The organism is Bradyrhizobium sp. (genome assembly GCF_019244115.1).
GTDB lineage: Bacteria > Pseudomonadota > Alphaproteobacteria > Rhizobiales > Xanthobacteraceae > Bradyrhizobium.
In genome coordinates, this window is sequence record NZ_JAFATE010000848.1 from 1 (window position 1) to 14,855 (window position 14,855).

Consider the following 14,855-nt stretch of genomic DNA (forward strand, 5'->3'; position numbering starts at 1 on the left):
CAAGTTCGATTCCAAGGTCTACGAGACCTCCGGCGGCCTGCACGGCGTCGGCGTGTCCGTCGTCAACGCGCTGTCGTCGCGGCTGGAAGTCGAGGTCGCGCGCGGCCAAAAGCTCTATCGTATGGCGTTCGAACGCGGCCACCCCAAGGGCAAGCTCGAAGACCTTGGCAAGGTCAATAACCGCCGCGGCACCCGCGTCCGCTTCAAGCCGGATATCGACGTCTTTGGCGGCAAAGCGACCTTCAAGCCGCAGCGCCTGTTCAAGATGGCGCGCTCAAAAGCCTATTTGTTCGGCGGCGTCGAAATTCGCTGGCGCTGCGACCCTTCCCTCCTGAAGGGCATCGAGGATGTGCCGGCCGAGGACAGTTTTCACTTCCCCGGCGGGCTCAAGGACTATCTCGCCGCCGCCATCCATGCCGACACGCTGGTGCATCCGGACATCTTCTCCGGCAAGTCGGGCCGTACCGGCGGCCACGGCGGCTGCGAGTGGGCCGTGGCGTGGACTGCGGATGCCGATGGTTTTCTGTCCTCCTACTGCAACACGATCCCGACCCAGGATGGCGGCACGCACGAATCCGGCATGCGCAGCGCGCTGCTGCGCGGCCTGAAGGATCACGCTGAACGCGTCGGCCAGGGCAAGCGCGCAGCTTCCGTGACCTCGGAAGACGTCATGGTCGGCGCGGCCGTCATGCTCTCGGTGTTCGTGCGCGAGCCTGAATTCCAGGGCCAGACCAAGGACCGGCTCGCGACCGCGGAAGCCCAGCGCATCGTCGAACAGGCGATCAAGGATCCGTTCGACCACTGGCTGTCGGGCAATCCGGTGCAGGCCAACAAGCTCTTGGATTTCGTGGTGGAGCGCGCCGAGGAGCGGCTCCGCCGCCGCGCCGAGAAGGAAATCGCGCGCAAGACCGCGGTGAAGAAACTGCGCCTGCCCGGCAAGCTCACCGATTGCACCAATACCGCGGCCGAAGGCTCCGAACTGTTCATCGTCGAAGGTGATTCGGCGGGCGGCAACGCCAAGCAGGCGCGCGACCGCAAGACCCAGGCGATTCTTCCGCTGCGTGGCAAGATCCTCAACGTCGCTTCTGCCGGCAAGGACAAGCTGGTTGCCAATGCGCAGCTTGCCGATCTGATCCAGGCAATCGGTTGCGGTACCGGCGCACAATATCGCCAGGAGGATCTGCGCTATTCCCGCATTATCATCATGACCGACGCCGATGTCGACGGCGCCCACATCGCCTCACTGCTGATCACCTTCTTCTACCGGCAGATGCCGCGACTGATCGATGAAGGTCATCTTTATCTCGCGGTGCCGCCGCTCTACCGCCTCACCCACGGCAGCCGAAGCATCTATGCACGCGACGATGTGCACCGCGACCAGCTCCTCAAGAGCGAGTTCAACGCCAACGCCAAGGTCGAGATCGGCCGCTTCAAGGGGCTCGGCGAGATGATGCCGAACCAGTTGAAGGAAACCACCATGGATCCGGCGAAACGGACGCTGCTGCGGGTGGTCCTGCTCGCCGACGACCGCGAAGGCACGGCCGACTCGGTGGAACGGCTGATGGGCACCAAGGCCGAGGCGCGATTCGCCTTCATCTCGGAAAAGGCCCCCTACGCCAGCGACGAACTGCTGGACGTTTAGCCTGCCGCCCGTTCCCCGCGGAGATTGTGACCGCCCCGCCGCTGGCGGGGCCATTTTTTTGGTGACCTCTCACATGTTTGGCCATTTCGGCGGCCCATCAAAGGCCCTTTTCCGGCAAGTGTGCCCGCGCCGCAACAGCATTTTGGCCGGAACCAGTTATATTGCGGGCATGGGGCATTGATGAATCGGCGCCCAAACGCCGTCAGGCCAGAGAAACCCTTTAGAGAAGCTGGGGATTTAACATGAAAAAGTTGCTGATCGCTCTGACCGCTGCGGCAATGTCCGGACCGGCGCTCGCCGCCGACATGGCTCGCCCTTACACCAAGGCCCCGGCGCCGGTCGCGCCGGCCTATAACTGGACCGGTTTTTACATCTTTGGCGGTGGCGGCGGTGGAATCTGGGACGCCAAGAGCAACCTTGTGACGGTTCCCGGGGGTGTTGCGGGGAGCCGCGATCAGAAGTTTGGCGGTGATGGCTGGTTCGGGACCGTGGGTCTTGGCTACGACTGGCAGTTCACGCCGAACTGGGTCGCCGGCGTGTTTGCAGACGGTCAATTCGGTGAAATCAAGGGCTCGATCAGCGATCCTTTCAATGCCGTTGAAGGTCAGGAGAAACTTCGCACGAGCTACGCGGCGGGTGTACGCCTCGGCTATCTGGTCGCGCCGAACGTCCTTTCGTACGTGAACGGCGGCTATTCCGGCTCGCAGTGGTCCGGTGCGACGCTGACCAGCGTTTTTCCACCCGGCGTTGGCGTAGCCGGTGCGGTCACAACTCCGTCATTCCATCGTAACGGCTGGTTCGTCGGCGGCGGTGTCGAGAACAATCTGGATATCTTCGGCATCAACTTTCCGGGCCTGTTCATGAAGACCGAATATCGTACGGCCTTCTATGACCGCACCACCCTCGCCGAGACCATCGTCGGCGGCGGACCACTGGGACAGGCGATCACCTTCAAGCCGATCGTGCAGACCATCTCGACCTCGCTGGTCTACCGCTTCAACTGGGGCGGCCCGGCCGTCAGGTACTGAGCGAGGCTTCTCTCAGCGATCGATCGGCGTCCTGCAGAAACGAAAGCCCCGGACAAGTCCGGGGCTTTTTTCATGTCCGGCAGGATGGCTCGCCTGCGTTCATGCCGACGGGACAATCGCAAGCTTGAGCTGCTGGTAGGCCTCGCGCAATTGCGCTTCGATGCTTGACCAGTCCTGCTCGTTGATCCCAGCGCCGCGGGCATCGCGATACGCCATCGCCTGAGCCCGGCCGATGCCATAGGCGAGCATCGCTGTCCCCTCAGCCGGCGTACCATAGGTGAGTGCGGCCACGCGCGCGATCGTGACGCCATAATCGCCGGGCGCAACCTGCTCGCGCCGCGCCTGCCACCAGTCGAGTTCGAGATTTGCGGCCGCCGCCACCTCGAAAGCCGCCGGCGCCGCGGCGCGCAGCAGGCCGTAATAGACGAAAAGATGCGGCAGCGCGGCCGCAGCTTCGGCCCGCGAATGCGTCGGCTGAAAGGCCCCGGCGGCCTGCGCGGCCGCCAGCGCTATCCTAAAACTGTCGAGCGGTGAAAATCCGAACTGTGCCCGCGACGATTCGTAGAGGTGATAGAACAGGCTTGGATAATGCCGCTCGTAATAGTCGCGCCACATCGCCGTCTCGAGCCGCGCCATGCCGGCTGGCTCGAAGCCGCGCAGATCCGATTTGCGCGGGGCAACCGCATAGGCAAGCGCACCCGCCATTGCCAGAGCCGGTAACCAGGCAATCCTCCTTGCCACCATGGCGCCCTCCTCGCCGCGCGCAAAACGAATGGTCATGTCCTCGACCGGAAGTTACGGTGATTGCGGTTTTGGGGTTTCCCAACGGACGGTATCGTCGCAGCGGCCGACTTCGAAAGACACCATCATGCGCAACCTGCTTCTCGTCCTGGGGCTGCTTGCACTTGCAACAGGCGTGCTCTGGATCGGCCAGGGCACTGGCATGGTCGCGTGGCCGCGGACCAGCTTCATGATCAACCAGATCGAGTGGGCAGGCTATGGCGTCGTCCTGGCAACGGTCGGGCTGATCCTGATCTGGCAGAGCAAGCGCTGACGGATCGCACGAGAACGATGACGGCCACCGCCAAGAACAGTTTAGGCATCGAGTCAAACAAAAGGCCCCGCAAGTCGCGGGGCCTCCAAGTCCGGGAGAAATCGGTAATGAAATCGGTAATGAATTAGTATTTCGCGACCACCGGCGCGCCGAAGCGATAGTTGATGCCAACCCGGACCGCCTCGAATTGATGGTGGAAGCGATAGGTTGCCGAAGATACCGGGAAATTTACCGGATCAAACATGGTCGTGTTCGAGCTTCCCAGGTCGACATGCAGATACTCGCCCTTCAGGCTCCAGTTCGGCGTGAAACCCCACTCGATGCCAGCGCCCGCCGCCCAACCGACCCGCGTGTCATTCGAAGATCCGTTGAACGTTCCCGCCGCTCCAGGTGTGAAGACATTCGAGATCGTGGTCCTGACCCCACCATAGGCGAAGCCGCCGGTGCCATAGAACAGGACATTGTTCGCCGCGACGCCAAGGCGACCGCGCACGGTGCCGAACCAATCGATGTGATCGCGTCCGGTCGAGACGCTCGGGAGAATGCCACCGCCGCCGGGGAAGATCACCGTCGAGGTTCGGCCAATGTCGGCGCCCTGGATATCCGCCTCAAGGCCGAACACCCACAAGCTCGTCTGCCAGTTGTAGCCCACCTGACCGCCCCCGAATCCACCCTCATGCTTCGCACCGAGGAACCGGGGGGTGCCGCCGGCAGTAACCGCGGCCGTGAAGTCGGGAGTGAAAGAATTGAGGCTGCCGGTCGTGTCGTCCCAGGCATAACCTCCGTTCACACCCACGTACCAGCCCGTCCAACTGTAGACAGCTACAGGAGCGGCCATGGGTGGTGCCTTGACAGCCATATCGGCAGCAGAAGCGACGCCCGATCCAGCAATCGAAACAACCGATGCGACGAGCCAACCAGCGTATTTCTTCATTTGAAGATCCCCCACTCAACCGTTGAGGGATTATTAACGCTCGCCTCACGACACACGCCATCTCGAAGACGAATTCCTGCCCGTTTCCTGCTAATTTCTCGACCGACCGTGGCAACATCGCCACAATTGACGGTTGTAGGATACCTCAACCTCTTCAGGACCGCAAATTGCCGGAGCGATCGATCAACTTTTCCACCGGCTAGATATGTCGCGCCGGATGAGTTGACCGACTCGCAGCACCGGTCAATTGGTGCTGCGGTTCGCGCTCCGAAACGTCTTGATTTCCGACACGCTGCCGTCGCGATAGGTCAATTCGACGGACATGAGCTGGGTCGACGGTGCGAGCTTCATGTAGACTTGTGCATTGGAGGGAATGGCGCTGGGATCCCTGAGATCGCAGGGCGGCAGCTTCAGCACCTTGTCCGGCACCGTCGTGTCGATGCCGATGCGCACCTCGCGGATCGCGCAGCGGTACGACACCAGATGCGTGTAGTAGACCAAGAGGCCGTTGAACTCGCGGAACGACAGCCAGCTCGTAGCGGTCATGTCGAGGATCTTGCGCTGATCGTGGATCAGCGCCGCCTCCGGATCGAACTTGATCGGAAACGGCCCCTGCAGCTCGCCCTGGGCGTCGATATAGCGGACCTCGATTGTCGCGGCCGGCGCATCAGGCGGCAACTGGATGGAGGGGTTAGGCATGCGCTTGCGCGTGCGCGGATCGAGCGTATCCATGAAGCCGGTCTCGCGGAACTCGCCGTTGCCGATCCGCCAGGAGATGCCGAGCGTCGGATCGAGGAACGAGAAGGCGACGGTCCAGCCGCCATTGTGACGCGAGAAGATGGCGATCGGCGCGTTCGTGGAATCCGATGGTGGCGCCATCTTCGCAACCGGCGGCAGCGCCGCGATCTTCTGCGGCGCCTCGGCGGTCGCCTTCGCCGCCGCCTCAGCCTGCCCTTTCGCCGCGCCGTTCAGAAAGACGTTGTCGACCATCTGGTCGGTATAGGCCGGGATCTGCCGGTGGCCGATGCTCTCGGCGAGTTCGCTGACCTGCTTGCGCGTATGCTGGGCGACCTCGACGAGATTCTCGCCGGGCAGCAGCAGCACCTTGGCGAAGGTGCGCGTGAACACCGAATTCGGGCTGTTGTCGTTGTTCGACAGCCGGTCCAGCGCGGTCTGCTTGTAGCCGGCCGAAAAGATCGAGAACACGCCCTCGGGCAGCTGCGTCATCGGCGCAAGGCCGCCGCCGCCGGCCACCGCGCGCGTGCCCGAGCGTTCGAAGGGATTGTTGCGGCAGGCATCGAACACCAGGATCGAGGTGCGCACCTTGCGGTTCTGCAGCCGCTCGACGATGCGGTCGGCGAGAACAGAGGCATCGCGCACCAGCTCTTCCTGGCCCTCGCTCGCGGCCGGCACATCGGTCGGCAGCAGATAGTTTTGGCCGGCGATCTCAAAGCCGTGCCCGGCATAAAAGAAGAACGCGGTGTCATCAGGCCCGACCGCGTTGTCGAAGGCCAGCAGCGACTGGGAAAATTGCTGCCGGTTCTGGTTCTCCGCCACCATCACCTCGAAGCCGAGCTGCCGCAGCGTGTCGCCCATGGTGCGCGCGTCGTTGACCGCCTTCTGCAGTTTTGGAACGTTCTTGTAGTCGTTGTTGCCGATCACGAGCGCGACGCGCTTGGCATGCGCCGGCGCTGCCACCGCCACGATGAACGCCACCACAGCGCATGCGACGGCCGATCTGAAAGAAAACTCCATCCGATGTGTCCCTGCCCATTTGGAGGGGCACGATCCGAGCCGGCCCCGTCGGCCCGGTGTCCCCTGCGGTAGTCGAAACACCCTTTTCACCGGTTCAATCCGCCACGGCCCCGGTCCGTCGCATCAGCGGGGGAACGAGGAGCGGCAGCGCGAAGGCCCAGAGGGCGAGATGTGGACTGAAGAAGCTTCCCAGGATCGCAAGCACCGAGGCGGCGACCAGCAGAGACGCCGAGATCTGCCGCATGCGGAGATGCTCGCCCTGCTCCAGATGCGGCGTGACAAACACCATGCGCAGCCCGACCAAGGAGATCGACAGCGTATGCCCTGCATAGAGCCAAATCGCCGGGGCCAGACTGGCGTAGCGGCCGACGACGCTGGTCGAAAACGGGACGCAGGTGATCAGCAGTAAGTAGAGCAGCCACCAATTGACGTAGTTCCGGTCGACATGTTCGGCCCGCGAGCGCAACTGGAGATCGGCGAGCCAGCGCAAGCCGAGCACACCGAAACTCAGCAAATAGGGGAGGAATTTGGGCCAGAGGCCGATCAGCGCCTCCGCCAACTCGCCACCGTCGCGCGGATGGAGATCGTCCGGCAATCGCACATCGAGAACGAGCAGGGTCATGGCGACGGCAAAGACGCCGTCACTCAGCGTATCAAGCCGGGATTTCGGGAACATGACGAACTGGTGTCCTTTTCGGCTGCAAACGTTAAGCTTTTCGTGCCCTCCGGCGCCTCTCGGCATTGACTTTGGGCGATTCCACCCTATGTTCCGGTCGAAAGGCCGGGATCGAACCCCGATTCCCCTGCCCGCCGCTGATCTGCGTAAGACGGACCCCCCAGCTTTTGAAAGCACGCCGTTTCGGGGTCAACGCGACAGCCCTCTTTTACCCTCGATTCCCAACGGCGGTGTCGATCAGAGGCTCGATGTCCTTTTCCCATCTCGGTTTGTCCGACAAGGTGCTCGCCGCAGTCACAGCGACCGGCTACACGACCCCCACCCCCATCCAAGAACAGGCCATTCCGCACGTCCTGGCCCGCCGGGACGTTCTCGGGATCGCCCAGACCGGCACCGGCAAGACCGCGGCCTTCGTTCTTCCCATGCTCACCCTGCTGGAGAAAGGCCGTGCGCGGGCCCGAATGCCGCGCACCCTGATCCTGGAACCGACCCGCGAACTGGCGGCTCAGGTGAAGGAGAACTTTGACCGCTATGGCGCCGGACAGAAACTGAACGTCGCTCTTCTGATCGGCGGCGTCTCGTTCGGCGACCAGGACTCCAAGCTGACGCGCGGCGTCGACGTCCTGATCGCCACGCCCGGCCGGCTGCTCGACCACACCGAGCGCGGCGGACTGCTGCTCACCGGCGTCGAACTGCTGGTGATCGACGAAGCCGACCGGATGCTCGACATGGGCTTCATTCCCGACATCGAGCGCATCTGCAAGCTGGTGCCCTTCACGCGGCAGACCCTGTTCTTCACCGCGACGATGCCGCCGGAAATCCGCCGGGTCACCGAGGCCTTCCTGCACAATCCGGTCAAGGTCGAGGTTTCCAAGCCCGCGACGGCGGCAGTCACCGTCGCCCAGTCCCAAGTCCCCGCCGGCCGCGAGGCCCACCAGAAACGCGATGTCCTCCGCCGCCTGCTGCGCGACGCCAAGGACCTGAAGAACGCCATCATCTTCTGCAATCGCAAGCGCGACGTCGCCATTCTTCACAAATCGCTGCAGAAGCACGGATTTAGCGCCGGCGCTTTGCACGGCGACATGGACCAGCCGGCCCGCATGGCAGCGCTCGACCAGTTCCGCAAGGGCGAGCTCCCGCTGCTGGTTGCCTCCGACGTCGCCGCCCGCGGTCTCGACATTCCCGAGGTCAGCCACGTTTTCAACTTCGACGTGCCACATCATCCGGACGACTATGTCCACCGCATCGGCCGCACCGGACGTGCCGGGCGCAGCGGCACTGCGATCTCGATCGTCACGCCGCTCGACCAGAAATCGGTTGCCGCGATCGAAAAGCTGATCGGGCAGGACATTCCCAAGGCCGAAGGCGACTATGCATCGCAGGCGGACGCGGCCGAGCAGGACGGCGAGCCGCGCCGCTCTCGCGGACGCGACAGGTCGCGAGGCGAGCGCAAGCCGCGCCGCGAGCGTGAAGCCAGGCCGCGCGGTGAACGTGAAGCCAGGCCGCGCGCCGAGCGCGAAGAAAAGCCGCGCGCCGAGCGCGAAAAAAGGCCGCGCAGCGAGCGCGAAGAAAGGCCCGCGAACAGCGGCCGGAGGAATGGCGGCAAGCCGCAAGTCCCCGCGCCGCAAGTGCCTTCGTTCGGCCGCGCCGAGCCGAAGCGCGTCGCGCGCGAAGCCGATGCCGAGCCAGCCGATCATTCGCATCTTCCGGCCTTTCTGCTGCGGCCGGTGCGCGCCTGAGGCCGGCGCGTTTTCGGGCCTGCTGGTCCGATGATCATCCCCGCGCATTGCATTCCGGATGGGATGCAAATGTTTTTGTGCGACAACCCACATGATACTACAACCGGAGGTTGATCATGCGCCCGGGAACGGAATGTTCAGCTTGCCCGTAGAGTCACGGAACTATTTACGGCTCGTTCATTATCGTGCGTTAGCTTCGTCTCATAGTTTAAAAATTTGCTGCGGGCGAGCGGCGGCTCGCCACGAGGATAGGCTGCCGTGGTCAAGGTGCTTGACGAACACGAACGCACGATGGCGTTTGCGCAGGTTGCGCTCGGACAGATCAGGTCGCTGCGGCAGAATGCGACCCCACGCAACTACGAAATCTGGTACGTCTACGCGACCGGCTATAACCCGCCGCTCAACAAGGTCGTCAACGAGACGCTGGCGCGCAGCGGCAGGCTGACCGACACCGATCTCGAACAGATCTACGAGAGCTATCTTTCGCAGATCAAGAGCCCCGATCGCATCGACAAGGTCGGCGCGCAGGTCGTCGGCGAGATCGACGACGTCATGGGCATTCTGAGCGAGGCGCTCGGGATGTCCTCCAACTACGACGCCACGCTGAACGGCGCGAGCCAGCGACTTTCCGGTGCGCAGACGCTGGACCAGGTCAAGGCCATCATCGAAACGGTTGGCAAGTCGACACGCCAGATGCTCGACACCAACAAGGTGCTGGAAGAGCGCCTCGCCACGTCCAAATCCGAGATCTCGAACCTCCAGCACAGCCTCGAGGCGATCCGGGCCGAGAGCCTGACCGATCCGCTCACCGGACTTGGCAACCGGAAATATTTCGACGGCATGATCGAGATGGCGGTGCAGACCTCGCTCGCGAGCAACGAGCCGCTGTCGCTCTTGATGTTCGACATCGATCACTTCAAGTCGTTCAACGATTCCTACGGCCATCTCACCGGCGACCAGGTGCTCAGGCTGGTCGGCCAATCGTTGACGCAAATCATGAGGGAACAGGACATCACCGCGCGGTATGGCGGCGAGGAATTTGCCGTCGTCCTGCCCAACACAGCGCTGCGCCATGCACTGTCGCTCGCCGACCAGCTCCGCCGCACGGTCATGGCGAAGGAGCTGAAGAAGAAGTCGACCGGCGAGATTCTCGGCCGCGTCACCATCTCCGTGGGGGTCTCATTGCTGCGGCCGGACGACGACACCGATGCGCTGATCGAACGCGCGGACGCCTGCCTGTACGCTGCCAAGCGTGCCGGCCGCAACCGCGTGATCTGCGAGGTCGATCCGGAATATGTCGAGGAGCTGCGCAGTCAGGTCGCCTGACGCTTTCGCCCCTTCTTCTGCTGGCTCGTCTTTGTCCTGAGCTGTGTCTTCCCGCCCGCTGTTGTCTGCTTTCGCGCTGCAGGGCGACCGGTCGCGGTCTCAGACATTGTCTTCGATTTCGTTTTCGGCGCGGCGCGGGCCATTGCCTTCGGCCGCTTCTTCAGTGCCGCGCGTTGGGCCGCCGCCAGCGCCGCCTTCGCCCAATCGCTGAGTTCGTCCGGATCATCGAACAGGCGCGCCGGCAATTGCCAGTAGGAGTTGACCGTGACGGTCCTGCCGCGGTTCTGGTACTGAAACGGTCTTGAGCCCTCGGCCTCGAATTTCGGGATCGTCGTCGCGTCGGCACGGAAGTAGAGACCGGCCCGGAGCGCGAGCGCAAAGTTGGTGCCGTCGGCGGAAATGCCGTAGCCGGAAAACATCCGGCGGATCGTGACCGGTCCGAAGGCCGAAAACAGGTCGATCAGGAAATCGCGGTCCATGGGAGGGGCAATCCACCATCTCGTCGTCCCGGCGAAAAGCCGGGACCCATACCGCGGAATCTTTCAGTTGGCTCGCATCGCGGACGACTTCATTACAATGAAGGCCCCGGCTTTCGCCGGGGCGACAGATGCTCAGGCCTCCGCCTGCGCGGGTTTCAGCTGCACCGACTCGCCGCAGCCGCAGGCGCCGGTCTGGTTCGGGTTGTTGAAGATGAACTGCGCCGACATCTTGTCGACCTTGTAGTCCATCTCGGTGCCGAGCAGGAACAGCACGGCCTTCGGGTCGACCAGGATCTTCACGCCCTTGTCCTCGACCACCTCGTCGGTCGGCCGGATCTCGTGGGCGTATTCGACCGTGTAGGATTGCCCGGCGCAGCCGCCATTCTTGATGCCGACCCTCAAGGCCACGATCTCGGAATCGGCCCGCCTGGTCAGCTCGGTGATGCGCTGCGCTGCCGCATCGGTCAGTTTCATGACCTGCGGACGGGGGCGTCTCGGCTTGTTCGAGGCGGGAGTTGGGTTGGCCTGTGTCATGTCAGTCATTTGGTCGGTTCCGGCAGCAATTCAATGCCGCTCATTGTCCAATGAAAGTGTTCGAGCACACGTTACGCAAATTTCACCACATATTCAGGACGAGACGCGCCTCGTCACTCATCCGGTCCGGCGTCCACATCGGCTCCCACACCAGATTGACGCTGACCACGCCGACACCGGGAACGCTGGCGATCGCATTCTCGACCATGGTCGGCAGTTCGCCCGCGGCCGGGCAGTTCGGCGTGGTCAAGGTCATCACCACGTCGACGCTGCGGTCGTCCTTGATATCGACCTTGTAGATCAGGCCAAGCTCGTAGATGTCGGCGGGGATCTCGGGATCGAACACCGTCTTCAAGGCCGCCACGATCTCGGTCGTGAGCCGTTCGGTCTCCTCCGGCGCGAGCGCCGAATGGGTTTCCATGTTGGCGGCCCTGAGATCGGCCGTGTCGGTTACATCAGTCATGCGAACAAATCCCGCGCTTTCATCAGCGCCTGCGCCAGATGGTCGACTTCGTCGCGCGTATTGTACATCGCAAACGAGGCGCGACACGTGGCGGTCACGTTGAATCGTTCCAAAAGCGGCATCACGCAATGCGTGCCGGCACGCACCGCAATCCCCTGACGGTCGATCACGGTCGCGACATCATGGGGATGGGCGCCCTTCATCTCGAACGAGATGATCGGCCCCTTGCCCCTGGCCGTGCCGATCATGCGCAGCGAGTTGATCTCGCGCAGCCGCTCCTCGGCATAGCTGAGAAGACCATGCTCATGCGCCGAGATCCGCGCCTTGCCGATCGAATTGACGTAGTCGATCGCCGCTCCGAGGCCAATCGCCTGCACGATCGGCGGGGTGCCGGCCTCGAACTTGTGCGGCGGATCGCCATAGGTGACCCAGTCGCGCGCCACTTCGCGGATCATCTCGCCGCCGCCATTGTAGGGCCGCATCGCGACGAGGTGGTCATATTTGGCATAGAGCACGCCGATGCCGGTCGGGCCATACAGCTTGTGCCCGGTACAGGCATAGAAGTCGCAGTCGATGTCCTGCACGTCGATGTCGAGATGCACGGCGCCCTGCGCGCCGTCGACCAGCACGGGAATGCCGCGGTCATGGGCGATGCGCACCACTTCCTTGACCGGCACGATGCTGCCGAGCGCATTCGACATCTGGGTGATCGCAACCAGCTTCGTCCGCGGGCCTAAGAGCTTTTCGAACTCCTCGATCAGGAAATTGCCCTCGTCGTCGACGCCAGCCCACTTGATGACCACGCCGTGGCGCTCTCTCAGGAAATGCCAGGGCACGATGTTGGAATGGTGCTCCATGATCGAGAGCACGATCTCGTCGCCTTCCTTGAGGTTCGGCTCGCCCCAGGAGGAGGCCACGAGGTTGATCGCCTCGGTCACGTTGCGCGTGAAGATGATCTCTTCGTTACGCCCCGCGTTGAGGAAGGAGGCGACTTTGGCGCGCGCGCCCTCATAGGCCTCGGTCGCGGCATTGGCGAGATAGTGCAGGCCGCGATGCACGTTAGCGTATTCGCTGGTATAGGCCTGCATCATGCGGTCGAGCACGGCCTTCGGTTTCTGGGCCGACGCCGCGTTGTCGAAATAGACCAGCGGCTTGCCATAGACCTGCATCGCGAGCGCGGGAAAATCCTCCCGCAGGCGGGCAACATCGTAGCTGCCGTTGAGCACGGCCGGATGAGCGGTCATGTCCGGGCCTCCAGCCAGCGCGCTGCGGTGGCCATTGCCAGCTCGCGCAACGCCTCGTCGGAAATCTCCTCGATCGCTTCGCCCACGAAGGCCTGGATCAAGAGCGCCTGCGCCTCCTTCTCCGGCAGGCCGCGGGCCCGCAGATAGAACAGCAGGCTGTCGTCGAGCGCGCCGGATGTGGCACCATGACCGCAGGTGACGTCGTCAGCAAAGATCTCGAGCTCCGGCTTGTTGTCAGCCTCGGCCTCGTCCGACAGCAGCAGCGCGCGCGTCATCATCTTGCCGTCGGTCTTCTGGGCATCCGGGCGCACGATGATGCGGCCCTGGAACACCGAGTGGCCGCGATCGTCGATCACGGCACGGAAATTTTCGCGGCTCGTGCAATGCGGCACGGCATGATCGACGACGAACGTCGTGTCACCATGCTGTTTGCCCTTGAGCAGATTGACGCCATTGACGGCGAGTTCGCTGCCCTCGCCGGCAAACTTGACAAAACCCTGGAAGCGACTGACCGCGGCACCGCTCGTCAGGTTGAACAGGCCGACCCTGGACTTGAAGCCGAGGGTGACGATCGCGGAGGTGATATTGAAAGCGTCGGAGCCATCGGCCATCAGCCGCACATGCGTAAGCTCGGCCTTGTCGCCGACCGAGATCACGAGGGCATCATGAGCCTGATAGGCTTGCGCACCCTGAGCCGCGACGAACCTTTCGACAAGCTTGACGCGCGCGCCGTTACCGATCCTCACATGCGAGCGCGTGAACGCTGATCGCGAAGCCGCGGTGGCGACATGGACGATCTGGATCGGATCGGCGAGCGCAACGCCATCGCCGACGTCAATGACGACGCCATCGGTTGCCATCGCGGCGTTGAGCGAAACCATGGCATCCGAAATTTTCGAGAGCAGCAGATCGGCACGGGCCACGTTGCCGGCGTTTTCCAGCACCTCACGCAGCGTCCGCACGCGAAGGCCTGCCGGCAGCGCACCGATGTCGGAAAGCTCCGGCACGAACGCGCCATCGACCAGCACGAGCCTGCTCGCATTGTCGATCTTCGCAGACTCCAGCGCCGCGCGTGCCCGGGCGATCGCTTCCGCGCCAGGCGCGTCTGCCAGCGGCGGCACCTGGCGCATCAGCGCGCGCAGGTCGGTGTATTTCCATTCCTCGATGCGCCGGTGCGGCAGCCCCGCACGTTCGAAAGCGGCAAAAGCCTGCCGGCGCACTTCGAAAACCCTGCCCTCTCCGGGCAGCCGGTCACGGGCCAGCGTGAAAACGTCGCTCAAGCCGCGCTCCGTATCGGACTTTGCCAAAACAAGGTTCATCACAAATTCCGCAACCTTTAGGCCGCGTCCTCGAATTGCGCGTAGCCGCGTTCCTCGAGCTCCAGCGCCAGCTCCTTGCCGCCGCTCTTCACGACACGGCCCTTCGACATCACGTGCACGACGTCGGGCACGATATAATTCAGCAGCCGCTGATAGTGGGTGATGACGACCATCGCGCGCGCCGGCGAGCGCAGCGCGTTGACGCCGTCGGCCGCGATGCGCAGGGCGTCGATGTCGAGGCCGGAATCCATCTCGTCGAGGATGCAAAGGCTCGGCTCGAACAGCGCCATCTGCAGGACCTCGTTGCGCTTCTTCTCGCCGCCCGAAAAACCGACATTGACGCCGCGCTTAAGCATGTCCTGCGGGATGTTCAGAGATTTGGCGACCTGGCGCACCTTCTTCAGGAAGTCGGGCGTCGAGAACTCGCTCTCGCCGCGGGCCTTGCGCTGTGCGTTCAGCGCGGTGCGCAGGAAGTTCATGGTGGCGACGCCGGGAATTTCGACAGGGTATTGAAAGGCCAGGAACACGCCCTTGGCGGCCCGCTCGTCCGGCCTCATCGCCAGCAGGTCCTCGCCCTTGAACAGGATCTCGCCGTCGGTGACTTCATAGCCGGGCTTGCCGGCAATGACGTGGCTGAGAGTCGACTTGCCGGAGCCGTTCGG

15 protein-coding genes are annotated in these 14,855 nt (G+C 63.3%); 5 read left to right on the forward strand and 10 right to left on the reverse strand.

Annotated features, from left to right (window positions below; genetic code table 11):
• Together JOZ76_RS35830 and JOZ76_RS35835 are read left to right on the forward strand one after the other, a co-directional pair.
• The coding region (locus JOZ76_RS35830) for a DNA topoisomerase IV subunit B (protein WP_291706095.1) at window positions 1-1,642 on the forward strand (1,642 nt) is incomplete at its 5' end.
• 242 nt (window positions 1,643-1,884) lie between these two features.
• The gene (locus JOZ76_RS35835) at window positions 1,885-2,670 is read left to right on the forward strand and encodes an outer membrane protein (protein ID WP_291706096.1); all 786 of its coding nucleotides are present in this window, start codon (window positions 1,885-1,887) and stop codon (window positions 2,668-2,670) included.
• A gap of 99 nt (window positions 2,671-2,769) precedes the next feature.
• On the opposite strand, the gene JOZ76_RS35840 is transcribed toward JOZ76_RS35835, so the two are convergent.
• Window positions 2,770-3,450, reverse strand: coding sequence for a hypothetical protein (locus JOZ76_RS35840; protein WP_291706097.1), 681 nt, complete (start codon window positions 3,448-3,450; stop codon window positions 2,770-2,772).
• 88 nt (window positions 3,451-3,538) lie between these two features.
• On the opposite strand from JOZ76_RS35840, the gene JOZ76_RS35845 reads away from it, so the two are divergent.
• Window positions 3,539-3,724 carry a hypothetical protein gene (locus JOZ76_RS35845; RefSeq protein ID WP_291706098.1) on the forward strand — a complete coding sequence of 62 codons (186 nt, stop codon included), beginning with the start codon at window positions 3,539-3,541 and terminating at the stop codon, window positions 3,722-3,724.
• Window positions 3,725-3,848: 124 nt separating this feature from the next.
• On the opposite strand, the gene JOZ76_RS35850 is transcribed toward JOZ76_RS35845, so the two are convergent.
• The 3 genes from JOZ76_RS35850 to JOZ76_RS35860 form a co-directional block, all read right to left on the reverse strand.
• Window positions 3,849-4,658 (reverse strand): outer membrane protein, encoded by an 810-nt coding sequence (locus JOZ76_RS35850; RefSeq protein WP_291706099.1) that lies wholly within the window; start codon window positions 4,656-4,658, stop codon window positions 3,849-3,851.
• 243 nt (window positions 4,659-4,901) lie between these two features.
• The gene (locus JOZ76_RS35855; RefSeq protein ID WP_291706100.1) at window positions 4,902-6,413 is read right to left on the reverse strand and encodes a caspase family protein; all 1,512 of its coding nucleotides are present in this window, start codon (window positions 6,411-6,413) and stop codon (window positions 4,902-4,904) included.
• Window positions 6,414-6,507: 94 nt separating this feature from the next.
• A complete protein-coding gene (locus tag JOZ76_RS35860) occupies window positions 6,508-7,089 on the reverse strand; it encodes a TMEM175 family protein (protein ID WP_291706101.1) in 582 nt (193 codons plus the stop codon).
• A gap of 248 nt (window positions 7,090-7,337) precedes the next feature.
• On the opposite strand from JOZ76_RS35860, the gene JOZ76_RS35865 reads away from it, so the two are divergent.
• Window positions 7,338-8,828: a DEAD/DEAH box helicase gene (locus JOZ76_RS35865; protein ID WP_291706102.1), complete on the forward strand. Its 1,491-nt coding sequence runs from the start codon at window positions 7,338-7,340 to the stop codon at window positions 8,826-8,828.
• Between the two features lie 258 nt (window positions 8,829-9,086).
• Window positions 9,087-10,154 (forward strand): GGDEF domain-containing protein, encoded by a 1,068-nt coding sequence (locus tag JOZ76_RS35870; RefSeq protein WP_291706103.1) that lies wholly within the window; start codon window positions 9,087-9,089, stop codon window positions 10,152-10,154.
• Here the strand turns inward: JOZ76_RS35870 and JOZ76_RS35875 are convergent.
• The 6 genes from JOZ76_RS35875 to sufC all read right to left on the reverse strand — a co-directional run.
• Window positions 10,142-10,633, reverse strand: coding sequence for a TfoX/Sxy family protein (locus tag JOZ76_RS35875; protein WP_291706104.1), 492 nt, complete (start codon window positions 10,631-10,633; stop codon window positions 10,142-10,144). The genes JOZ76_RS35870 and JOZ76_RS35875 overlap by 13 nt on opposite strands.
• Window positions 10,634-10,765: 132 nt before the next feature.
• A complete protein-coding gene (locus JOZ76_RS35880; protein WP_291706109.1) occupies window positions 10,766-11,167 on the reverse strand; it encodes a HesB/IscA family protein in 402 nt (133 codons plus the stop codon).
• Between the two features lie 82 nt (window positions 11,168-11,249).
• A complete protein-coding gene (locus tag JOZ76_RS35885; RefSeq protein WP_291706105.1) occupies window positions 11,250-11,630 on the reverse strand; it encodes an SUF system Fe-S cluster assembly protein in 381 nt (126 codons plus the stop codon).
• The gene (locus tag JOZ76_RS35890) at window positions 11,627-12,874 is read right to left on the reverse strand and encodes a cysteine desulfurase (RefSeq protein ID WP_291706106.1); all 1,248 of its coding nucleotides are present in this window, start codon (window positions 12,872-12,874) and stop codon (window positions 11,627-11,629) included. The genes JOZ76_RS35885 and JOZ76_RS35890 overlap by 4 nt, the downstream gene beginning before the upstream one ends.
• Entirely contained in the window at window positions 12,871-14,193 is a 1,323-nt protein-coding gene (gene sufD / locus JOZ76_RS35895) for a Fe-S cluster assembly protein SufD (RefSeq protein WP_291706107.1), read from the reverse strand. Before sufD ends, JOZ76_RS35890 begins: the two co-directional genes overlap by 4 nt.
• A gap of 17 nt (window positions 14,194-14,210) precedes the next feature.
• Window positions 14,211-14,855, reverse strand: a 645-nt coding sequence (sufC, locus tag JOZ76_RS35900) for a Fe-S cluster assembly ATPase SufC (protein WP_291706108.1), incomplete at its 5' end; no start/stop codon positions are given.